The sequence below is a fragment of the Rhodoferax sp. MLSD5-FHT05B10 genome, assembly GCF_058793415.1.
Genome location: NZ_JBXAFT010000014.1, coordinates 1 through 21435, shown reverse-complemented (window position 1 = coordinate 21435; position 21435 = coordinate 1). Strand labels below are relative to the sequence as shown.

The window sequence follows — 21435 nt, the reverse complement described above, 5'->3', positions numbered from 1 at the left end:
GCGGGGGCTGTTTTTGACCGTTTGGTTGGTTTTTCTTACAAAAAAGGCCGCAAATTCACCCGAATGGGGGATACCGAAAAGGCAGCAGAGCCCCTAAAGTTGCTCCAACTGCTGTCACAGTTCAAAAGGATCGAAGCCCGGTCAGCCAATAGGCCGGCTTCCTACAGTTCCAACGACGTCCCTCTCGGGGGACTTTTACAAAGCCACCCTCGGGTGGCTTTTTTTTTGGCGGCGGAGCTTGCGGATTCACAAGTCCCCCCCGGGGCCATTCATGACAATGGCCGCCATGCCCGGTTTCTGGAAATTTCTGCGCCGCCTGTTCCAGGCGCTCCATGCCCCCTTCACCCAGCGAATCGGGTGGGGTCTGTTGCTGGTCGTGCTGCTGCTGGGCGTGTACTGGAGTCAGCTACTCAGTGGACACCGGGCACAGCAGCAGGACCTGGAGCAGCAGACCCGGTTGCGGGCCGGGCAGATGGCCAAGTCCATGGCCGTGCAGGTGGACACCCTGTTCTCGGGGCTGGACTTTGCCACGCAGAACCTGGTGGCGCAGTACCTGGAGCCGGACGCCAGCGGCTTTGCCCTGGCCGTCCAGACCGCGCTGCAGGCCTACCCCAAGGGGTCCATCCTGCAGATTGCCGTGGCCGACCGGCAGGGCCGGGTGGTGTATTCCAGCCTACAACCGGCGTCGTCCCGCAAGCCCCTGCCCTCCATCCAGGACCGGGAGCATTTCCGCGTCCATGCACACAACGGCCAGTCAGGCCTGTACATCAGCCACCCCCTGCTGGGCCGGGTGTCCGGGCAGTGGGCGATCCAGTTCTCCCGCGCCATGCGGGTCGGCGACCAGTTTGCCGGGGTGGTGGTGGTATCGGTATCGCCAGCCTACCTGTCGGGTTTTTTCCAGGACATCCTGGACCAGCCCCGCGACGTGATCCTGCTGCTGCGCGACGACGGTGCCTACCTGGCCCGCTCCCGGGACGAGGCCGCCGTCCTGGGCACCTCGGACCTCCCGCAGCGGGAGTTCCTGCGCGACCCGGCCAAAACCCGTGGCGCCTACGAGACCGTGGCCACAGTGGACGGCGTGGAGCGCTACTACGCCTGGAACCGCGTGGGCCCGTTTCCGGTGCTGGTGAGCGTGGGTCTGGACAAGGCGGCGGCCCTGGAACCCCTGGCGCCCGCCGTGCGCGCCAGTCTGCTGCGCAATGGCTTGAGCAGCGCCCTGATCCTGGCCGGTGCCATCGCCATTGCCTGGCTGACGTGGCAGAAGCACCGGACTCAGGCTTTGCTGGAGGCCGGCGAGGAACGGCTGCGCAAGCTGGTGGCTCAGATACCGGGGGCTCTGTTCCAGTTCCGGGTACAACCGGACGGCAGCTCGCTCTTCCCCTACATGAGCCCGGGCATCTACGGCCTGCACCGCGTGTCGGCGGCGGAGGTGGGGCTCAACGGCAAGGCCGCGCTGCAGTTGCTGCATCCGCAGGATGCGCTGCGTGTGCGCGACGAAGTCCGCGCGGCCACCGCGCAACTGACGACCTGGGACAGCCAGTACCGCGTGCGCCTGACCGACGGCACCGTGCGCTGGCTGCACGGCTCGGCCAACCCGGAGCGCGAACCCGACGGCAGTGTGCTGTGGCACGGCTACATCCATGACGTGACGCAGGAGCGGACCATCCAGGAGGCCCTGCACGCCAGCGAGGAACGCTTGCGCCTGACCATGCGCGCCACCCACGACGGTCTGTGGGAATGGGACCTGGTCACGCACCGCATACAGTGGGACCGGCGCTGCTGCGAGATGCTGGGCTACACGGACGCCACCATGGCGCTGGACGAGGACACCGTGCGGCGATGGATCCACCCGAGCGACCAGGACCGCTACCAGCGCCACCTGAGCGCCCATCTGCAGAACGGCGAAGACTACCGCTGCGAATTCCGGCTGCAGACCACCACCGGGGGCTGGCTGTGGGTCGAATCGCGCGGGGATGTCACGGACACGGTGGAGGGCCGACCCGTGCGGATGATGGGCACCCACACCGACATCAGCCAGCGCGTGGCGCAGACCCAGCTGCGCCGCGCCCTGCTCGACGAGAGCGCGGCGGCAATCATCCTGACCACGCCCCAGCGCAGCATCTCCATGGCCAACGCCCGCGCCGTCGAGTTGTTTGGCATCGCCGGCACAACCCTGGCCGGCCAGAGCTTTCGCATGCTGCACAAGGACGAGGCGCAATTCCAGGCCTTTGGCGCGTTCTATCCGGCCTTGCGCGCCCGGGGCTCCATCCGCCAGGAGTGGGAACTGCGGGTGGGCGGAGGAGCGACGCGCTGGTTTGACATGCACGGCACGCTGCTCGATCCGCAGGACCCCGATGGTTCGGTGATCTGGACCATTTTCGACACCGATGACCGGCACCGCGCCGAGGCCGCCCTATCCGTGGCCCAGCAGCGGCTCACCGCCATCATCGCGCGCTTTCCGGGCGGCGTGCTGATCCAGGACCGGGCCAGCGGGTGCGTGATCGCCATCAACCAGACCCTGTGCGACCTGCTGCAGCTGACCCAGTCTCCGCAAAGCCTGGTCGGTCAACCCCAGGAGGCCTTGACAGGCATCCTGACCGCAGAAGCGGTGGACACCCTGTTTTCCCTGCGGCCGCCCGCGGACCTGTTTGCAACGGACGCCGCGCAAAGCGTCGAGCACAGCTTCCCGGACGGCCGGGCGTTTGAAATCCACCGGGTGCCGCTGGCGCAGGGAAGCGACAACCTGGGGCTGCTCTGGCTGGTGCATGAGATCACCGATCGCAAGCGGCGCGAATCCACCCTGGAGCGGCTGGCTACCACCGACCCCCTGACCGGCCTGCCCAACCGCCGCTCCTTCATGGCCCGCCTGACCGGCGAGCTGGAGGCCATCCGGCAGGAAGGCCGCCCCAGCGGCGTGGTCGTGATGCTCGACATCGATTTCTTCAAGAAAGTCAATGACACCTGGGGCCACGCCATCGGCGACCGGGTGCTCAAGCACCTGGCCCGGCTGCTGCTGGGCAGCCTGCGCCTGGACGACATGGCAGGCCGCCTGGGTGGCGAGGAGTTTGCCCTGCTGCTGCCCGCCACCAGCCTGGAGGGCGGCCTGGCGCTGGCCGAGCGCCTGCGCGAGACGGTGGCGCTGCAGGACGTTCCCACCGGCACGGACAGCATCACCTTCACCATCAGCCTGGGTGTGAGCGTGCTGGAAGCCGACGTGTCGGGCATCGGCGAGAGCCTGGCCCGCGCCGATGCCGCCATGTACCACTCCAAGCGCAACGGACGCAACCGCGTCACCGCCTGGCAGACGGGCATGACCGGCGGCCCCGCACCGGTTACCCGCTGAATTTCAGGTTAAAAAATGCCCGTAACCGGCAAATAGTCTGCGTAGACAGCTATAAAAACCGTAGCACGCGCTCGGGCTGGATGTCCACCAGGCAACGCGTGTGGCCCAGGGGGCATTCCCGCGCAAAGCAGGGCGCGCAGTCCAGCGGCGGCTGGTAGGCGGCGTCGTCCTTCAGCCAGATCACCTGCGCCTTCGGGCTCAGCGGTGGCGTGTGCAACGGGCTGGAGGAACCGAACAGCGCGACCTGTGGCACGCCAAAGGCCGCCGCCACGTGCATCAGACCCGAATCGTTGCTGACCATGGCCTGCGCCCCGGCAATGGCGGCCAGGGCCTGGTCCAGCGAGGTGCGCCCGGCCCAGTCCAGGCAGTGCCCGGGACGTGCAGCCTGCACGGTCTGTGCAATCTCGGCGCACAGGGCGGCTTCCTTGCCCGACCCCAGCAGCACCACCGGCAGCGGCAGCTGCTGCGCCAGCGCGGCGAAATGCTGCGCCGGCCAGCGCTTGGCCGGACCGTATTCGGCCCCCGGAGCAAACACGTAGTAGCCCTGGCGCTGCAGGCCCAGCGCCTGCAAGGCCGTGTCCACGGCGGGCGCATCGAGCTGCAGCACCGGCCGGTCATCGGCCACACCGGACTCGCCGCTGAGCGCCGAATAGAACGCCACCATGGGCGGGCGTTCGCCCTTGGGCGGGTTGGGCAGACGGTGGGTGAGCAGGCCCAGCCGCGCCTCGCCGCGGTAACCCACCCGTTTTGCAATGCCGGCCCACCAGGGCAGCAGCGCACTTTTCAGGGAGTTGGGGCAGACGTAGGCCACGTCGAAACGGCCGCGCAAGGCCCGGGCCAGGCTGCGCCGGACCTGCCACTGCAGGCCGCCGTGGGCGAACGGAAACTCAATGACCTCGGCGACCTGCGGCATGGCGCGGTACACCGGCGCCACCCAGGGCAGGGCACCGACGGTGAGCACCTCGCCGCGCGCGTGCAGGCGGCGCAGCAGCGGCTCGGTCATCACCGCGTCCCCAATCCACTGGGGGGCAATGACCAGCGAACGCGTCACGCTCAGTGGTGGCCTGCGAAATGCTCGCCGGCTTTGAGCTGGTACACCGTACCGCAGTACGGGCACTTGGCTTCACCGGTGTGCGCCACGTCCAGGTACACCTTGGGGTGGGTGTTCCAGGTCTGCATCTGGGCCAGCGGACTGGGGCAGAACACTCCGCCTTGGGGGTTGAGGTCTTTGGCCAGGAGTTCAATGGTGTTCTTGCTCATGCGGAAACTTTCGTCAGCCAGTGGGCGTATTTGGGATTGCGGCCGTTGACGATGTCAAAGAACGCGTTCTGGATTTTCTCGGTGATGGGGCCGCGCGAACCGCTGCCGATCTCCAGGCGGTCGAGTTCGCGGATCGGTGTCACTTCAGCGGCAGTGCCGGAGAAGAAGGCTTCGTCGGCGATGTAGACCTCGTCGCGCGTGATGCGCTTTTGCACCAGGTCCAGGCCCAGGTCCTTGCAGATGGCCAGCACCGTGTCGCGGGTAATGCCGTTGAGCGCGCCGGCCGACAGATCGGGCGTGTAGACCACGCCTTTCTTGACGATGAAGATGTTCTCCCCCGCGCCTTCGGACACAAAGCCGGAGGAGTCCAGCAGCAGAGCTTCGTCGTAGCCGTCGTCGGTGGCTTCCATGTTGGCCAGGATCGAGTTGCTGTAGTTGCTGACGGCCTTGGCCTGCGTCATGGTGATGTTGACGTGGTGGCGCGTGTAGCTGCTGGTCTTGACGCGGATGCCGCGTTTCATGCCCTCTTCGCCCAGGTACGCGCCCCAGGCCCAGGCCGCCACCATGGCGTGGATGGTGTTGCCCTTGGGGGAGACGCCCAGCTTCTTGTCGCCGATCCACACCAGCGGACGCAGGTAGCAGCTCTCCAGCTTGTTTTCGCGCACCACAGCTTTCTGGGCTTCGTTGAGCTGGTCCTGGGTGAACGGGATCTTCATGCGCAGAATCTTGGCGCTGTTGAACAGGCGCTCGGTATGGTCCTGCAGGCGGAAGATGGCCGTGCCCTTGACGGTGTTGTAGGCCCGCACGCCTTCAAAGACGCCACAGCCGTAGTGCAGGGTGTGGCTCAGCACGTGGATCTTGGCGTCGCGCCAGTCCACCATCTGGCCATCCATCCAGATTTTTCCGTCGCGGTCGGCCATGGAGGGAGGTAAAGAGCTCATCGGTGTGGTCCTTGGGATCGGGGTCTTTAAAACGCCGATTTTACGACCGCCGGCACGCCCTAGCCCAGGCCGCGCACCACGTCCATGGCCTGCTCCACCCGCTCCACGGCGTGGATGGTCAGGCCATCGATCGGCTTCCTGGGCACATTGGCCTTGGGCACCACCGCCACGCTGAAGCCCAGCTTGGCGGCTTCCTTGAGACGCTCCTGGCCGCGCGGGGCCGGGCGCACCTCGCCGGCCAGCCCCACCTCGCCAAAGGCAAAGAACCCCTTGGGCAGGGACTTGCCGCGCAAGGACGAGGTGATGGCCAAGAGCACCGCCAGGTCGGCCGCCGGCTCGCTGATGCGCACACCGCCCACGGCATTGACGAACACGTCCTGGTCCATGCAGGCCACGCCGGCATGGCGGTGCAACACGGCCAGCAGCATGGCCAGGCGGTCGCGGTCCAGGCCCACGGACAGGCGCCGCGGGCTGGGGCCGCCGCTGTCGACCAGCGCCTGGATCTCGACCAGCAGGGGTCGGGTGCCCTCCAGCGTGACCATGACACAGCTGCCGGGCACCGGCTCGGCATGCTGGCTCAGGAAAATGGCGCTGGGGTTGGAAACCCCCTTGAGGCCCTTTTCCGTCATGGCAAAGACGCCGATCTCGTTGACGGCGCCGAAGCGGTTCTTGATGGCGCGCACCAGGCGGAAACTGCTGTGCGTGTCGCCCTCGAAGTACAGCACGGTGTCCACCATGTGCTCCAGCACGCGCGGTCCGGCCAGAGCGCCTTCCTTGGTGACGTGGCCCACCAGCACGATGGCCGTGCCGCTGGCCTTGGCGCAGCGCGTCAGGTGCGCGGCGCACTCGCGCACCTGCGCCACCGAGCCCGGGGCCGAGGTCAGCTGGTCGGAGTAGACGGTCTGGATGGAGTCGATCACGGCCACGTCGGGCTGTTGCGCGTCGATGGTGGCCAGGATCTTGTCGAGCTGGATCTCGGCCAGCACCTTCACCTGCGAGGCCTCCAGCCCGAGCCGGCGCGAACGCAGGGCCACCTGGGCGCCGCTCTCCTCGCCTGTGACGTAGAGGGTGGATTGCCCGCTGCGCTGCAGCGAGTCCAGCGCCTGCAACAGCAGGGTGGACTTGCCGATGCCGGGGTCGCCGCCGATCAGGACCACGCCTCCTTCGACCATGCCCCCACCGAGCACCCGGTCCAGCTCTTCGTGGCCGGTGGGCGTGCGCTGCACGTCGGTGGCCTCGATGTCCGCCAGCGTGGCGACTTCGGCCGTTTTGGCCAGCGCCAGGAACTGGGAGCTGTAACGGTTCTTGGCGGGCGCGGCGGCTTCGGCCACCGACTCGACCAGGGTGTTCCAGGCCGCGCAGCTGGGGCATTTGCCCAGCCACTTGGGGCTGATGCCCCCGCATTCGGTGCAGGTGTAGATGGTTTTGTCTTTGGCCATGCGGCAATAATACTGTATAAAAATACAGATACCAATTGCCAGTACCGCTACCTAGCGCCGGATGCGGTCCCTGGCCTTGCGGATCTTGTCCAGGCTGATGGCCACCCGGACTTTCTCGAAGTTGACCGGGGCCAGGATGGCGTTGGCGGGGTTGGCGGTGTCCTTGGCCATGTAGTTGCTCACGGGCATGCCGTCCTTGTCCACCACGCTGACCACCCACGGCGTGTTGGCCCGCTCGCCGCGCTGCACCGCCACCGCCGTATCGCCGTTGGCCAGCTGCACGTAGCTGCCGGGCGGGTAAAAACCCACAGCCTGCGCCATGGCCGAACCCACCCCCACGGTCGGTCCTTCCACGCCCAACACCATGGACTTGACGGCCGAAACCGGCGAAAGGGACGACCGCGTCTTGCGCGCGGCCATCTTGGCCACGAAACCGTCCGTCATGCCGATGATGCGCCGGGCGGTCAGGGTGTGGGGTACGGCCTCTTCGGATTCAACGGCGTGGTGCCAGCGCACGATGTCGAGCTGGTCCGGGTCGCTGATGCCGATGGCACTCAGGATTTCCATGCTGCGCAAGGGGTGCTCGCGAATCAGCGTGCGCTGCCAGTCGGTGACCGCCGCGCTCTGGCGGGCCAGGCTGTCCTGCTCGCGCGCCATGCCGATGTTCATGGTCAGGGCAGCATTGAACAGCGAGCGGCGCAACAGCGGATCAAGCCCCAGCTTCTTCGCCGTCAGCTCGCACACCACCGCGCACAGCAGCGCGTGGGTGGCGCAGTAGCCCAGGGTGTTGTCCGTCAGCGCCTGGAACAGGCAGAACAGGCTGTCGTCGGTGTCAGCACGCAGCAGTTCGACGGCCTTTTTCTCGATGCCGGCCAGGCGCCGCAAGGGGCTGATGGCCAGACCGCCCTGGTACAGGATGCCGCGCAGCACCTCCTGCAAATCGAGCCAGCCGCCGTTAAGCTCTTCGGCGGCGATGTAATCGCGCTGCAGAATCTCGCTGGGCATGGGCGCATTGGCAATGGTCTGCAGATCCACGCCTTCGCGCATCATGGTGTGCACCATGCGCTCGTAGGCGCGCTGCCAGGCCCAGGCATCGTTGGGCGTGGAGCCCGCGTTGTGGGCGTGCAGGCGCTCCTTGTGCTGCGCCGACTGCACCGGCTGGCCCTTGCGCAGCAGCAATTGCCCCGACGGGCTCCACACGTCCACGGGAAGCGGCCGCCCGATTTCCAGCATGGCGATGGGGATGGGGACGTATTTCACGCGGCCACCACCACCGGCACCCGGGGCGCCAGGGCGCACATCAGCTCGTAGCCCACCGTCTGAGCACTGGCGGCCACCTCGTCTATCGAAAGCCAGGCGCCGTTGGCCGCACGGCCCCACAGCGTGACCTCGCTGCCGGGCCCAGCTTCGGGCACCGGGGTCAGGTCCACGGCCAGCATGTCCATGCTGACGCGCCCCAGGGTGCGGGTGCGCACACCGTCCACCAGCACCGGCGTTCCGGTGGGGCAAATGCGGGGGTAGCCGTCAGCGTAGCCGCAGGCCACGACACCCACGCGGGTCGGCTGTTCGGCCACGAATTGGGAGCCATATCCAACGCAAGCCCCCGGATCAATTGCCTGCATAGCTATGATTTTTGCAGCAAGCGTCATGGTCGGCTGCAACCCCCAGTGGGCGGCGGAGTGTTCAGGGTAGTCCGGGGCACTGCCGTAGATGGCGATGCCCGGGCGTACCCAGTCCGACACCACCAGCGCCTCGGGGTGCGCCGCCGCCTGGTCCGGGTCCACCGTGTGGCGCAGGGTGGCGGCGCTGTTGCTCAGGGTGCGCTCCCCCGGCAGGTCGCGAGTGGTAGCGGCAAAGACCGCCATCTGCGCCGCCACGCCCCGCGGGCCATCGGCGTCGCTGAAATGGGTCATGAGCGAAATTTCGTCTACCTGCGGCAGCGCGTTGAGCCGCGCCCAGGCCGAGCGGTAACGTCCGGGCGCGAAGCCCAGGCGGTTCATGCCCGAGTTCATTTTCAGGAACACGCGCTGGGGCACGTTGGTCTTGTGCGCGGCCAGCATGTCGATCTGGGCGTCGCAGTGCACGGCGTGCCACAGGTCCAGGCGGGAGCACACCTCCAGGTCGCGCTGCTCGAACACCCCTTCGAGCAGCAGGATGGGGCCGCGCCAGCCGAGGTCGCGCACCCGCTGCGCCTCGTCGAGGTCCAGCAGGGCGAACCCGTCGGCCCCGCGCAGCCCCTCGAACACCCGTTCGATGCCGTGGCCATAGGCATTGGCCTTCACCACGGCCCAGACGCGCGCATCCGGCGCGGCACGGCGGGCCACATCGAGGTTGTTGCGAAACGCGGAGGTGTGGACGGTGGCGAGGATGGGACGGGGCATGGCGGTGGGTAGGACGGGAACGGACCGGATTTTGGCATTGCCGGACATGCTATAACCACAACACGTCTGGAGACACCCTACATTATCCGACGCATTAGCCAGGCTAGTGCGCGCACCCTTCACGCATGAAACGCGGCTTTTACACCATCATGTCGGCGCAGTTTTTTAGCTCGCTGGCAGACAACGCCCTGTTCGTGGGAGCCGTGCAACTGCTGCGCAGCAGTGGCTCCCCCGAATGGCAGCAGGCCGCCCTGGTGCCCATGTTCGCGCTGTTTTACGTGGTGCTAGCGCCGTTTGTGGGCGCCTTTGCCGACGCCATGCCCAAGGGCAAGGTCATGCTCTACAGCAACGGCATCAAGATCGTGGGCTGCCTCATGATGTTGTTCGGCAGCCACCCGCTGATGGCCTACGCCATCGTGGGCCTGGGCGCCGCCGCCTACTCGCCGGCCAAGTACGGCATCCTCACCGAACTGCTGCCGGCCTCCCAGCTGGTCAAGGCCAATGGCTGGATCGAAGGCCTCACCATCGCCTCCATCATCCTGGGGGTGTTGCTGGGCGGGCAGCTGGTCAGCCACGCCGTCTCGTCGGCACTGCTGTCGATCGACTTTCCGTTCATCGACACCGGCATCGAAACCCCGCCCGAGGCCGCCATCAGTGTGCTGATCTTGGTCTACATTCTGGCGGCCTGGTTCAACACCCGCATCCCGCTGACCGGCGTGCCCATGCGCCCCCTGCCCCGCCACCTGATCACCCTGCTGCCCGACTTCTGGCACTGCAACCTGCGGCTGTGGCGGGACCGGCTGGGCCAGATCTCCCTCAGCACCACCACCCTGTTCTGGGGCGTGAGCGGCAACCTGCGCTACATCGTGCTGGCGTGGGCCGCTGCCGCCTTGGGCTACAGCGTGACCCAGGCGTCGGCGCTGGTGGGTGTGGTGGCCATCGGCACCGCGGTAGGCGCCGTGGTGGCGTCCCTGCGCATGCGGCTGGACCAGGCCACCCAGGTACTGCCGCTGGGCATTGCCATGGGGGTGCTGGTGATCCTGCTGAACTTCATCACCAACGTCTGGGTCGCCGCTCCCTTCCTGGTGCTGCTGGGCGGGCTCGGCGGGTTCCTGGTGGTGCCGATGAACGCCCTGCTGCAGCACCGCGGCCACAACCTGATGGGGGCGGGGCGCTCCATCGCGGTCCAGAACTTCAACGAGCAGGCCTGCATCCTGGGTCTGGGCGCGTTCTACAGTTTTTCCACCGGCATGGGCCTGTCGGCCTTTGGCGCCATCACCGTCTTCGGCGTGGTGGTGGCGGGGTTCATGTGGGTCATCAAGCGCTGGCACCGGCACAACTGCGCCACGCACCCGGCCGAAGTGGCCAACCTGCTGGACATGGCCCGCAACGACAACCTGCATGGCTAGCGCGCTGGCTGCGCTGGGCCTCATCGGCAACGCCCTGGCCTGGGGCGTGTCGTGGTGGCCCTTTCGGCAACTGCAGGGGCTGGGCGTGCACCCGCTGTGGTCCACCGCCCTGGTCTACCTGGTGGCCCTGCTGTGCCTGACCGTGCTGCACCCTGCGGCCTGGCGCGCCCTGCGGCAATTCCCGGCCCTGTGGGTGCTGCTGGTGGCCGCCGGCCTGACCAACGTGGGGTTCAACTGGGCCGTGACCGTGGGCGACGTGGTGCGCGTGGTGCTGCTGTTCTACCTGATGCCCGCCTGGGTGGTGGTGCTGGCCTGGCCGATCCTGGGTGAAAAACCCACCCCCGCGTCCCTGGGGCGTCTGGCCCTGGCCCTGACCGGCGTCGTGATCGTGCTCAAGACCCCGCATTCCCCCTGGCCCTGGCCCCACACCGCGGTGGACGCCCTGGCGCTGATGGGCGGCTTCTGCTTTGCACTGACCAACGTGATGCTGCGCAAGCTCAACCAGTTGCCGGCAACCGTCGGCATGCTGGCCATGTTCTGCGGCGGCGCGCTGATGGCTACACTGGCCGCCCTGCTGGGCCAGACGCAGGGGCTGGTGACTGCGCTGCCGCCCGTGAGCCCCACCTGGCTGGCCTGGGTGGGTGGCATGAGCCTGCTGTTCCTGGCCGGCAACTTCGGGCTGCAGTACGGCGCCGCGCGCCTGAGCGCCAGTGTCGGCTCCGTCATCATGCTGTCCGAAGTGGTGTTTGCCAGCACCTCGGCGGTGCTGCTGGACGCCGGCACGCTGACGCCGCGCATCCTCGTCGGGGGCGCCTGCATCCTGCTGGCCGCGCTGCTGTCGGCCGCATCGTTTACCCCCACCCCCGAACCAGTCAAGGGCAGCTAGCCGCGCGACCCGGTGCGCTCGGGCAGGTCGCCCGACAGCTGCGGGGCGGCGTATTCCACGCGGTCGCGCCCCTGCTGCTTGGCGGCGTACAGGGCCTGGTCGGCGGCCGTGTACAGGGCGTCCACCGAGGCGCGCTGGTTTTCACCCAGGCTGCTGACGCCAAAACTGGCCGTGACCGGCAGGAGCAGGGTGCGCCCCTGCACCGGCACCTTCAGCGGCTGCGCCCGCAGGGTCTGGCGCAGCTTCTGCGCCACCGCGATGGCTCCTTCCTGCGAGGTGTTGGGCAGCAGGACAATGAACTCCTCGCCGCCCATGCGGGCCACCACGTCGCTGGCGCGCACCCCGGCGCTCAGGAGGGCGGCCACCTGCTTAAGGACTTCGTCTCCGGCGGGGTGCCCGTGCTGGTCGTTGATCTTCTTGAAGAAATCCAGGTCCACCATCACCAGGCAGGTGGTGAGGGGGCTGCGCGCCGCCTGGCTGAGTTCAAACTCGGCCAGACGCATCAGCTCACGCCGGTTGTACAGGCCGGTCAGCGCGTCGCGTTCGGCCAGGAATTCAAGCTCTCGCTGTTTGGCCACCAGGGCTTCGTTGCTGCGGCTGAGCTGGCGGCGCAGCACCACCGTGCCGGCGTACTGGTGCCAGATGATGACCGACACCACCTGCGCCATCAGCACGGCCGAAATGGCCTGAACCTGCAGGCTGGGCAGCACCCGGGCGTCCACCCCAGCGCCTTGCAACATCTGCCAGAACACCAGAAAGGCCAGACCGAACACCGTGAAGGACAGAGCCGGCCGCATCAGCGACAGCACGGCAATGCCCGCGCAGATCAGCATGAAGGTGGCAATGCCGTTGCCCACGCCCACATCCAGGATGGCCGCAAGCGCGCCAAACGCCAGGTACACCAGGCAAAACACGGCCTGCAGCAGCACCGCGCCCGCACGGGCGCGCGGCTGGCGGCGCAGCAGGACATGGGCCAACCCGCCCAGCAGCAGCAGGACGGCCGCCATGGCCATCTGCAAGGGGCTCAGGGCATCGGCCCAGCGCTGCATCTCGGGTCGGCCGGCGGGCGCCTGGTACTGACCGAACCACCAGGCCAGCGCACCGTGCAGCGGCACGGCACCCAGCAGCAAAGCGCGAAAGCGCTGCAGCGTTTCCCGGGTGGCTTCGCCCTGCACCGCCCGATAGGCTTGTGCCAGCGCCCGGATGCGGTCCAACCACCGCGAGGGCCTGATTTCCGTGACCACCTGGGCTCCTTGTATTTTTTTGGGAGGCGGCGCCCGGCGGCGCACGCACTCGGATGGTGCGGCTATCTTCCCAGCAAAAACACACCGCTGCAAGTGTTTTCCAGCGGTGCTAAGGTGGCCCCTTCTCCACTGCACCCCGGACACCTGCCCATGACCTCCGTTTACGACTTCGAAGCCCTGACCATTGGCGGCAAGTCCGTGCCGCTGAGCCGTTACCAGGGCAAGCCACTGCTGATCGTCAACACGGCCAGCGCCTGCGGTTTTACGCCGCAGTTCGCCGGGCTGGAGGCACTGCACAAGACCTATGGCGCCCGGGGGCTGGTGGTGCTGGGCTTTCCCTGCAACCAGTTCGGTGCGCAGGACAAGGGCAGCAACGACGAGATTGCCGCGTTCTGCCAGCTCAACTACGGCGTGAGTTTCCCGATGATGGCCAAGATCGACGTCAACGGGGCCGACGCCCACCCGCTGTACCAGTGGCTGTCCAAGGAAGCCCCGGGGCTGCTGGGCAGCAAGGCGATCAAGTGGAACTTCACGAAGTTTCTGGTGGGCCGCGACGGACAAGTCATCAACCGCTATGCTCCGACCGACACCCCCGAGAGCCTGGCCGGCGACATTGAAGCCGTGCTGGCGGGCTGATCACGCGCCATCACCCCTCGCCCTGGCGGACGCTCGGGCCAGCGTCCTTCAAGCACCTCGTGCAGTTCAGGCCGAAGGCTGCAGTGTCTGGCCCACTGCGCAAATGACCACCCGGTTGCGCCCCTGGTTCTTGGCACCGTACAAGGCGTTGTCTGCTGCCGTATAGAGTTCGTCGACGCTGACGGATTGCCCGGCCGCAACGCCGGTCAATCCAAAGCTGGCGGTAATGGGAATATGCAGGTCACCCACACGTGCGGGTGATTCCTGCACCCGGATGCGCAGCTTTTCGGCCAACAGGTAGGCCTCTTCGATGGACGTCTGGGGCAGCAGCACCATGAATTCCTCACCACCGATGCGTGCCACCACGTCGCTGCCGCGCACATTGCTAGACAGGCAATTGGCCATGTTCCTGAGCACTTCGTCTCCCGCCGGATGTCCGTACACGTCGTTGACTTTCTTGAAAAAATCAATATCCGCCATGATGACGGCCGTATCGCTGGGATAGCGACGGGCACGAGCCAGTTCCTCCTGCGCCAGCAGAGTGAATGTCCGGCGGTTGTACAGGCCGGTCAAGCCATCGTGTTGGGCCAGCATTTCCAGCTCACCCTGCTTCGCCGCCAGTGCATCGTTGCTGCTTTTGAGCGCATCGTTGATGCTCTTGAGTTCCATATGCAGCAGGATGTTGGCGGTCGACTGGCGCCACAACACCACCGACACGAAGAAGCTCAACACGGCCGCCGCCAGACCGTTCACCCGCCCGATGTGCAGCAGGGCCGAGTCATGCTGGGTGAGGGCCAGTGCGTAATACAGCAGGACGTAAGCCCCCAAAAACACCGGCAATGCCCGCCTGGGCCGCATCAGGGGCACCGCACCAATCAGGATGCTGCCGAATAGAAATGAAGTAATGCCAGGCGAGTACAACTGGTCCAATGTGCTCGTCACAATGGTGTTCCCCAGCGTCCAGAAAGTGGTCAAGAGGATCAGCCCGCGCGCCAGGGGCACCGGGTGACCCAGCCTGAGCACATGGTGTGCCCCCAGCCCCAGCAACGCCATGACACCGGCCATGCTGAAATCGGCCCAGGCGTGCCCACGGCTCCACGCGACCACGTGCGGATCTGCGCCGCTGGCACTCAGCCAATAAGAGACGCCCAGAACCAGGGTCAACGGGCTCACCACGAGCGCCATCAACCGGAGCCGGCGCATGTTGACCATCACGACCGCGTCTGTCACGCTGTCGTGCTCGCTGCGCACCGTCTGCAACCACTCCCGGAAGCGGAAACGGTCAGTCGTCATGTCGCGTCTGCCCTTTCAGGTCGTTCTGTTCTGCCGTCAACGCAGCGTTGCTGTGCTGGAGCGCCCTGTGCAACAAGATGTCGGCGGTGAACTGACGCCACAGCACCACGGACACAAAGAAACTCAGTACGACCGCCGCCAGACCGGTAACCCGGCCAAGATGCAGCAGCACCAAGTCATGCTGGGTGAGTGGCAGCGCGTTGTACAGCACGACGTAGGCGACCAGAAACATCGGCAGTGACAGCCTGGGCCGCATCAAGGGCACGGCGCCAATGGTGATGCTGCCAAACAAAAACGCGGTAATGCCCGGCAAGAACATTTGGTCGATCGTGGTGATCACAATCGTGACCCCAAGTGTCCAGGCAACAGTCAGGACTACCAGCAGCTGTGCCGCCGGCGTAGCGCGGCCCTGCTTGATCACATGGTGCGCGGCCCAGCCTACCAGCGTAAAGACAAAAGCCATGCTGAAATCAGCCCAGGCATGCAACCGGCCCCAGGCAACTTCGCGCGACGTCGGACCGGTCGTGCCCAGCCAGTAAGACACCCCCAAAACCAAGGTGAGCGCGGCGACCACAGAAGCCATCCACCGGAGTCGGTGCATGTTGATCATCAGCGCCTCGTCGGACACGCTATCGTGCTCTGCCTGAGCCGATTGGCGCCAATCCTTGAAACGACCAAGATAGTCTCTCATACGCAACGGACCTTACACGGCAGGTCTTTCAGACAAAAACAATCCGTACAGCGTCACGCCGCGGACAGCGCCGCATCCAGCACTTCCACCCAGTGCTTCACCGGCGTCTCGGTGCCGCTTTGCAGGTGGGTGATGCAGCCAATGTTGGCCGACACGATGACGTCCGGCTGCAACGCGCCCAGATGGCCCAGCTTGCGGTCGCGCAACTGGTACGACAGCGTGGGGTTGAGCACGCTGTAGGTGCCCGCCGAGCCGCAGCACAGGTGGGCTTCGCAGCGGGCCACCTGGATGTCAAAACCGAGTTCACCCAGGTACTGCTCCACGCCACCCCGGAGCTTCTGGCCGTGCTGCAGCGTGCACGGTGGGTGAAAGGCCAGAGAGGTGGCCGTGCGCGCCACCGCGTCGGCCAGCCCCGGCTGCGCGGCCTTCAGCGCCGGGACCAGTTCGGGGAGCAGTTCGCTCAGGTCGCGGGTCAGCGCGCTGATGCGCTGCGCCTTGTCGGCGTACGCCGCGTCGTCCTGCAGGATGTGGCCGTACTCCTTGACCGTGACGCCGCAGCCCGAGGCATTCATCACGATGGCCTCCACGTTGCCGTCCTGCACATAGGGCCACCAAGCGTCGATGTTGGCGCGCATCTCGGCCTTGCCGCCGTCCTGGTCGTTGAGGTGGAACTTGACCGCGCCGCAGCAGCCCGCCTGGGCCGCCACCACGGTCTGGATGCCGGCGGCGTCCAGCACCCGGGCGGTGGAGGTGTTGATGTTGGGGCCCATGGCCGGCTGCACGCAGCCCGCCAGCATGAGCACCTTGCGGGCGTGCGTCCGCGTGGGCCAGGCGCCGGCGTCCTGCTTGGGCGGCACCTTGGCTTTCAGGCTGGCCGGCAGCAGCGGGCGCACCAGTTGCCCCAGTTGCATGGCAGGGCCGAACAGGGGCGAGGGCAGGCCTTCCTTCAGTGCCCAGCGCACGGCTTTTTCCGTCGCCGGACGGGGCACCTTGGCGTCCACCAGCTTGCGGCCGATATCAACCAGGTGGCCGTAGTCCACCCCACTGGGGCAGGTGGTTTCGCAGTTGCGGCAGGTCAGGCAGCGGTCCAGGTGCAGCTGGGTCTTGCGCGTGGGTTCCTGGCCTTCGAGCACCTGCTTCATCAGGTAGATGCGCCCGCGCGGGCCGTCGAGCTCGTCGCCCAGCAACTGGTAGGTGGGGCAGGTGGCCGTGCAGAACCCGCAGTGCACGCACTTGCGCAGGATGGCCTCGGCGGCCCGGCCATCGGGCGTGTTCTGGTACTCAGGGGCGAGGTTGGTTTGCATGGCTGGAGGCGCTGGAAAAATCAAACAGCCGGCCAGGGCCAAAAATGCCCTGCGGGTCGAAGGTGTCCTTGAGGCGGCGCTGGATCGCCATGAGTGCCGGGTTTTGCGTGGCAAATCGATCCGCAGAACCCGCAGATGCTGCGTCGGAAGCTACAAAAAGCGTAGCATGACCGCCGTGGTCGCGGGCCAGCGTCTGCAGCTGCGCGCCGGCATCCACCGGCGCCCACAGCCAGCGCACGCCGCCGTGCCACTCCACCAGCTGCGGCCAGGGCAGGGACAGCACCGGCGCAGTCTGGGCCACGCTCAGGCGCCACAGCACGTGGCCCGCCGCCGGTGACTGCGTGAAAAAGGGCAGTTGCTGGTTGCGGCACAGCTGCCAGTCGCCTGACGCCTGCGCGTTGTCCATGCGGGAGCCGGGCTGCCCGGCCAGCATCGTGCGGCAGGCCGCCTCGACGGCGGCCACGGCGCCGCGCAGGCGCACAAACAGCAGATCGCGCGCGCCGCGGGGGTCGGTGTCGTCGCGGACCCAGCAGCTGGCGTTGAGCGGCAAGGGTTGGCCGCCCCAACGGTGCAAGCAGTCCAGGGCCTGCGCCTGGTCCAGCTCGAACACCAGCGTGGCTTCGGCCGGCGCCACCGGCAGCACCTTGAGCGAGACCTCAGTGATCAGCCCCAGGGTTCCCATGCTGCCCACCAGCATGCGCGAAACGTCGTAGCCGGCCACGTTCTTCATGACCTGGCCGCCAAAAATGAGTGACTCGCCGCGGCCGTTGACCATCTGCAGACCGAGCACGAATTCCCGCACGGCGCCTGCGCTGGCGCGCGCCGGGCCGCTCAGGCCGGCCGCCACCATGCCGCCCACCGTGGCCTGGCGTGCGCCGGACCAGGCAAAATGCGGTGGTTCAAACGGCAGGCACTGGCCCTGTGCGGCCAGCACGGCTTCCAGCTCGGCCAGGGGCGTGCCCGCCCCCACCGTCACCACCAGCTCGCTGGGCTCGTAGCTGACGATGCCGGCCAGGCCGGTGGTGTCCAGCACCTCGCCCTCCAGGCTGCGGCCATAAAAGTCCTTGCTGCCCCCGCCGCGGATGCGCAGCGGGGTGCGGTCGACCACGGCGGCGCGAACGCGGTCGGCAAGATGGGAGCGTGTAGATTCCATGGAGGGCATGTGGCAATGGTAAGGGACGCGCGCCCCGCATGGGCGGGAATATCGCAAACCCGCAGGCGCCGCCCGTCAATCGGCAAAAAAACGGACGGGCAGGCCCGGAACCGCCACCCGCAGGGAAAACACGGCCCCCGACAGGGGGTAGGCCTGCAGTTCGGCGGCGCTGCGGCCATGGCGCGCGGTGGTGAGGTACAGCGTCTGCAGGTCCTCGCCGCCAAAACAGGGCATGGTGGGGCACTGGGCGGGTGTGGGGTAGGCGGCCAGCAGCGTGCCGTCGGGCGCGAACTGGCACACGCGCTGCCCCTCGTACAGGGCGACCCAGTAGTTGCCCTGCACGTCGACGGCCGCGCCGTCGGGGCGCCCGCCGTACGCGGGCTGCCCGGGGAGGTCGAACTGCCAATCCGCCGGTTTGGGCAGGAACTGCTGGAAGGGGCTGTGCGCCGTCAGCGTGTTGGCCTCGGCATCGAAATCCCAGGCATGCACCACGTGGCGGGGCGTGTCGGCCCAGTACAGGGTGCGCCCGTCGGGGCTCCAGGCCAGTCCGTTGGCGGTCAGGGCATTGCGGGCATGGCAGACCACCTGCGGGGCGCGTCCGCCCCGGCAGTCGATGGAATACAGCGCGGCGGCGTCCTGCGTCTTGGTTTCGTCGATGGTGCCCACCCAGAAGCGCCCCAGGGCATCGCACTTGCCATCGTTGGCGCGCACGGTGGCGGGGTCGTAGGGCAGCGTGACCAGGGGCTCCAGTGGGCCACCCCACTGGCGTGCGCGAAACACGCCGTGGCGCAAGGCCAGCACCAGGCCGCCGCTGACTGCCGGCGCGATGCAGCCGGGCTCGCTGGGCATGTCCCAGGCTTGCACGGCGCCGGTGTACCCGTTGCCGCGCAGAACTTGCTTGCCGGGTATGTCCACCCAGTACAGGGTCTGCTCCTGCGGGTGCCAGAAGGGGGATTCGCCCAACGCATAGGTGGCGGAGCTGAAGGTGTGCCAGGGCATCAGACACGCTCCACTTCGATGCGCATGTCGCACGAAAACGTCTGCCCCGGCTGCAGGATGCACACCCCCAGTTCCTGGGCCGTGGCGTCCGTGTGGGTCAGGCGGTTGAAGGCGTTGTTGACGTGGCTGACGGGTTCGATGGCGATGCTGTCGCGCCCGGGCGCGGTGTACACCACCAGGCGGCTCAGGCTGGAGGTCACGCGGGTGTGCAGCACCGTGTCCTGCAGGTGCAGCACGCCGCTCCAGCCGTCAAAGCAGTGGTCCACAGTCAGGGTGGCACAGTCGGCCTGCAAGCCGGTACTGGCCCGCCGTTCGGTGGGCAGCATGTCTTCGCCCATGTCCCAGCGGCCGGTGGCGTCAAACCGGATGCGGCTGTCGACCCGCTTGACAAAGTAGGGGTGCCAGCCCAGCCCCACTGGGGCCGATACCACCGACTGGTTGGTGATGGAGAGGCTCAGCTCCAGGGCGCCCGGCTCCAGCTTGAAGGCCTGCGAGGTGTCGAAATCGAACGGCCAGGCAGCGTCGGCCTTGTGTTCATAGGACAGCAGTGCCAGGGTGGTGCTGGACTCCAGCACGGTCCATGGCCGCTCCCAGCCCACCCCGTGGATAGCGTGAGGTTCGGGCTCGCAGTTGCGCACCAGGGGGTGGTCGGTGCCCGCCCACTGCAGGCAGGCGTGGCCCACCCGATTGGAAAACGGCACCAGCGGGTAGCTGGCCGACTGGCGCACCGAATGCAGCGCGGGCGCGTGGGTGGAGCGCAGCACCGGCACGTCCCCCAGCCACAGGCCGGCAATGCAGCCGCCCAGTTCGGGTTTGATTTCACACAACAGGTCGGCACAGTGCAGGGTCAGCGGGGAATGCATGGTGGGTGCTTTCGGGTTGAAGGGCCGGGACGGTTTGGGCGCTGTCAGGTGAAATTGTGCACCGGGATCCGGCAAAAAAGTGGCCCGGCAGAACCGAAGTTCTGTCGGGCCACGGTTTCCACCGGTTTGAAACGGGTTCGTAACGCTGCCCCCGGGGCAGCATCGGTACTCAGCGGTTGTAGGCGGTCTCGCCGTGGGAGGTGATGTCCAGGCCCTGGCGCTCGTCTTCTTCGCTCACCCGCAGGCCAATGGTCAGGTCCACCAGCTTGAAGGCCACCACCGACACCACACCCGACCAGACCACGGTGGTCAGCACGGCCTTGGCCTGGATCCACACTTGCGACGCGATGGAGTAGTCCGCGGCCGTGACGCCGGTCGCCGTGACCCAGTCGGCCACAAAGCCGGGGCCACCCAGGGCGGGCGAGTTGAACACGCCGGTCAGCAGGGCCCCCACGATGCCGCCCACGCCGTGCACACCGAACACGTCCAGCGTGTCGTCGGCGCCCAGCATCTTCTTCAGACCCGTCACGCCCCACAGGCAGACGAAGCCGGCCACAGTGCCAATCACCAGGGCGCCGCCGATGCCGACGTTGCCGGCTGCCGGGGTGATGGCCACCAGGCCCGCCACGGCGCCGGATGCCGCACCCAGCATGGACGACTTGCCCTTGTGCAGCGCCTCGCCCACCGACCAGGCCAGCACCGCGGCAGCGGTGGCGCCAAAGGTGTTGATGAAGGCCAGTGCCGCAAAGCCGTTGGCTTCCAGTGCTGAGCCGGCGTTGAAGCCAAACCAGCCCACCCACAGCAGGGAGGCACCGACCATGGTCAGCGTCAGGCTGTGGGGTGCCATGGATTCCTTGCCGTAACCGATGCGCTTGCCCACCATGTAGGCACCCACCAGGCCGGCCACGGCGGCGTTGATGTGCACCACGGTGCCGCCGGCAAAATCCAGCGCACCCGACTGCCAGAGGTAACCGGCCTTGGCGTTCATGGCATCGACCACTTCCTTGGCGGTGTAGGCGTCCGGGCCCATCCAGAACCAGACCATGTGCGCAATCGGTGCATAGCTGAAGGTGAACCACAGTGCCATGAACATCAGCACGGCCGAGAACTTGATGCGCTCGGCAAACGCGCCCACGATCAGTGCACCGGTGATGCCGGCAAACGTGGCCTGGAAGGCGGCAAAGACGATCTCCGGAATGACCACGCCCTTGCTGAAGGTCGCGCCATTGGCGAAGGTACCGGCCGCGTTATCCCAGATGCCCTTCATGAACAGGCGGTCAAAGCCGCCGATGAAGGCATTGCCCTCGGTGAAGGCCAGGCTGTAGCCATACAGGAACCACAGCACGACGATCAGCGAGAACGTCACCATGACCTGCATCAGCACCGACAGCATGTTCTTGCTGCGCACCAGGCCGCCGTAGAACAGGGCCAGGCCGGGCACGGTCATCAGGATCACCAGAAGAGTCGACACCATCATCCACGCGGTGTCGCCCTTGTTGGGCACGGGTGCCGCAGCGGCCGCGGGAGCGGCTTCAGCCGCCGCCACGGCGGGCGCAGCTGCCGGCGCAGGCGCCGCATCGGCGGGCTTGGCTT

At 67.0% G+C, this 21435-nt stretch carries 18 protein-coding genes; 4 read left to right on the top strand and 14 right to left on the bottom strand.

Annotation, left to right across the window (positions count from 1 at the left end; genetic code table 11):
• The first annotated feature begins 271 nt into the window (after positions 1–271).
• Complete coding sequence (locus tag AC1Q5W_RS15955; RefSeq protein WP_492644683.1) at positions 272–3343, top strand: diguanylate cyclase; 3072 nt, start codon at positions 272–274, stop codon at positions 3341–3343.
• Positions 3344–3392: 49 nt separating this feature from the next.
• On the opposite strand, the gene waaF is transcribed toward AC1Q5W_RS15955, so the two are convergent.
• From waaF to alr, 6 genes are read right to left on the bottom strand one after another with little or no spacing between them, the layout of a single operon-like run.
• Positions 3393–4346 (bottom strand): lipopolysaccharide heptosyltransferase II, encoded by a 954-nt coding sequence (gene waaF, locus AC1Q5W_RS15950; RefSeq protein ID WP_492646148.1) that lies wholly within the window; start codon positions 4344–4346, stop codon positions 3393–3395.
• 50 nt (positions 4347–4396) lie between these two features.
• The gene (locus AC1Q5W_RS15945; RefSeq protein ID WP_492644682.1) at positions 4397–4603 is read right to left on the bottom strand and encodes a zinc-finger domain-containing protein; all 207 of its coding nucleotides are present in this window, start codon (positions 4601–4603) and stop codon (positions 4397–4399) included.
• A complete protein-coding gene (locus AC1Q5W_RS15940) occupies positions 4600–5544 on the bottom strand; it encodes a branched-chain amino acid transaminase (protein ID WP_492644681.1) in 945 nt (314 codons plus the stop codon). Before AC1Q5W_RS15940 ends, AC1Q5W_RS15945 begins: the two co-directional genes overlap by 4 nt.
• A 59-nt stretch (positions 5545–5603) precedes the next feature.
• A complete protein-coding gene (gene radA, locus AC1Q5W_RS15935; protein ID WP_492644680.1) occupies positions 5604–6983 on the bottom strand; it encodes a DNA repair protein RadA in 1380 nt (459 codons plus the stop codon).
• Between the two features lie 51 nt (positions 6984–7034).
• Entirely contained in the window at positions 7035–8243 is a 1209-nt protein-coding gene (locus tag AC1Q5W_RS15930) for an HD-GYP domain-containing protein (protein ID WP_492644679.1), read from the bottom strand.
• Positions 8240–9364, bottom strand: a complete 1125-nt coding sequence (gene alr / locus AC1Q5W_RS15925; protein ID WP_492644678.1) for an alanine racemase — start codon at positions 9362–9364, stop codon at positions 8240–8242. The genes AC1Q5W_RS15930 and alr overlap by 4 nt, the downstream gene beginning before the upstream one ends.
• 125 nt (positions 9365–9489) lie before the next feature.
• On the opposite strand from alr, the gene lplT reads away from it, so the two are divergent.
• A complete protein-coding gene (gene lplT, locus AC1Q5W_RS15920; RefSeq protein ID WP_492644677.1) occupies positions 9490–10773 on the top strand; it encodes a lysophospholipid transporter LplT in 1284 nt (427 codons plus the stop codon).
• The gene (locus AC1Q5W_RS15915) at positions 10766–11659 is read left to right on the top strand and encodes a DMT family transporter (RefSeq protein WP_492644676.1); all 894 of its coding nucleotides are present in this window, start codon (positions 10766–10768) and stop codon (positions 11657–11659) included. Before lplT ends, AC1Q5W_RS15915 begins: the two co-directional genes overlap by 8 nt.
• On the opposite strand, the gene AC1Q5W_RS15910 is transcribed toward AC1Q5W_RS15915, so the two are convergent.
• Positions 11656–12903 carry a GGDEF domain-containing protein gene (locus AC1Q5W_RS15910; protein ID WP_492644675.1) on the bottom strand — a complete coding sequence of 416 codons (1248 nt, stop codon included), beginning with the start codon at positions 12901–12903 and terminating at the stop codon, positions 11656–11658. The genes AC1Q5W_RS15915 and AC1Q5W_RS15910 overlap by 4 nt on opposite strands.
• A 150-nt stretch (positions 12904–13053) precedes the next feature.
• Here AC1Q5W_RS15910 and AC1Q5W_RS15905 point away from each other — a divergent pair, with 150 nt between their 5' ends.
• The gene (locus tag AC1Q5W_RS15905) at positions 13054–13539 is read left to right on the top strand and encodes a glutathione peroxidase (protein WP_492644674.1); all 486 of its coding nucleotides are present in this window, start codon (positions 13054–13056) and stop codon (positions 13537–13539) included.
• 66 nt (positions 13540–13605) lie between these two features.
• On the opposite strand, the gene AC1Q5W_RS15900 is transcribed toward AC1Q5W_RS15905, so the two are convergent.
• The 7 genes from AC1Q5W_RS15900 to AC1Q5W_RS15870 all read right to left on the bottom strand — a co-directional run.
• Entirely contained in the window at positions 13606–14832 is a 1227-nt protein-coding gene (locus tag AC1Q5W_RS15900) for a GGDEF domain-containing protein (RefSeq protein WP_492644673.1), read from the bottom strand.
• Positions 14822–15523 carry a hypothetical protein gene (locus tag AC1Q5W_RS15895; RefSeq protein ID WP_492644672.1) on the bottom strand — a complete coding sequence of 234 codons (702 nt, stop codon included), beginning with the start codon at positions 15521–15523 and terminating at the stop codon, positions 14822–14824. Before AC1Q5W_RS15895 ends, AC1Q5W_RS15900 begins: the two co-directional genes overlap by 11 nt.
• Positions 15524–15576: 53 nt before the next feature.
• Positions 15577–16827 carry a glycolate oxidase subunit GlcF gene (glcF, locus tag AC1Q5W_RS15890; protein WP_492644671.1) on the bottom strand — a complete coding sequence of 417 codons (1251 nt, stop codon included), beginning with the start codon at positions 16825–16827 and terminating at the stop codon, positions 15577–15579.
• Positions 16805–17989: a glycolate oxidase subunit GlcE gene (gene glcE / locus AC1Q5W_RS15885; RefSeq protein ID WP_492644670.1), complete on the bottom strand. Its 1185-nt coding sequence runs from the start codon at positions 17987–17989 to the stop codon at positions 16805–16807. Before glcE ends, glcF begins: the two co-directional genes overlap by 23 nt.
• 66 nt (positions 17990–18055) lie before the next feature.
• On the bottom strand, positions 18056–18979 hold the full coding sequence (locus AC1Q5W_RS15880; RefSeq protein ID WP_492644669.1) for an SMP-30/gluconolactonase/LRE family protein: 924 nt from the start codon (positions 18977–18979) through the stop codon (positions 18056–18058).
• A complete protein-coding gene (locus tag AC1Q5W_RS15875; RefSeq protein WP_492644668.1) occupies positions 18979–19842 on the bottom strand; it encodes an aldose 1-epimerase in 864 nt (287 codons plus the stop codon). The genes AC1Q5W_RS15880 and AC1Q5W_RS15875 overlap by 1 nt, the downstream gene beginning before the upstream one ends.
• A gap of 169 nt (positions 19843–20011) precedes the next feature.
• Positions 20012–21435: ammonium transporter (locus AC1Q5W_RS15870; RefSeq protein ID WP_492704255.1), on the bottom strand; the 1424-nt coding region annotated here is incomplete at its 5' end.

Coding starts and splice junctions, on each gene's coding strand:
- AC1Q5W_RS15955 (WP_492644683.1), top strand. CDS start 272: ATGACAATGGCCGCCATGCCCGGTTTCTGGAAATTTCTGCGCCGCCTG.
- waaF (WP_492646148.1), bottom strand. CDS start 4,346: ATGACCGAGCCGCTGCTGCGCCGCCTGCACGCGCGCGGCGAGGTGCTC.
- AC1Q5W_RS15945 (WP_492644682.1), bottom strand. CDS start 4,603: ATGAGCAAGAACACCATTGAACTCCTGGCCAAAGACCTCAACCCCCAA.
- AC1Q5W_RS15940 (WP_492644681.1), bottom strand. CDS start 5,544: ATGAGCTCTTTACCTCCCTCCATGGCCGACCGCGACGGAAAAATCTGG.
- radA (WP_492644680.1), bottom strand. CDS start 6,983: ATGGCCAAAGACAAAACCATCTACACCTGCACCGAATGCGGGGGCATC.
- alr (WP_492644678.1), bottom strand. CDS start 9,364: ATGCCCCGTCCCATCCTCGCCACCGTCCACACCTCCGCGTTTCGCAAC.
- lplT (WP_492644677.1), top strand. CDS start 9,490: ATGAAACGCGGCTTTTACACCATCATGTCGGCGCAGTTTTTTAGCTCG.
- AC1Q5W_RS15915 (WP_492644676.1), top strand. CDS start 10,766: ATGGCTAGCGCGCTGGCTGCGCTGGGCCTCATCGGCAACGCCCTGGCC.
- AC1Q5W_RS15905 (WP_492644674.1), top strand. CDS start 13,054: ATGACCTCCGTTTACGACTTCGAAGCCCTGACCATTGGCGGCAAGTCC.
- AC1Q5W_RS15900 (WP_492644673.1), bottom strand. CDS start 14,832: ATGACGACTGACCGTTTCCGCTTCCGGGAGTGGTTGCAGACGGTGCGC.
- AC1Q5W_RS15895 (WP_492644672.1), bottom strand. CDS start 15,523: ATGAGAGACTATCTTGGTCGTTTCAAGGATTGGCGCCAATCGGCTCAG.
- glcF (WP_492644671.1), bottom strand. CDS start 16,827: ATGCAAACCAACCTCGCCCCTGAGTACCAGAACACGCCCGATGGCCGG.
- glcE (WP_492644670.1), bottom strand. CDS start 17,989: ATGCCCTCCATGGAATCTACACGCTCCCATCTTGCCGACCGCGTTCGC.
- AC1Q5W_RS15880 (WP_492644669.1), bottom strand. CDS start 18,979: ATGCCCTGGCACACCTTCAGCTCCGCCACCTATGCGTTGGGCGAATCC.
- AC1Q5W_RS15875 (WP_492644668.1), bottom strand. CDS start 19,842: ATGCATTCCCCGCTGACCCTGCACTGTGCCGACCTGTTGTGTGAAATC.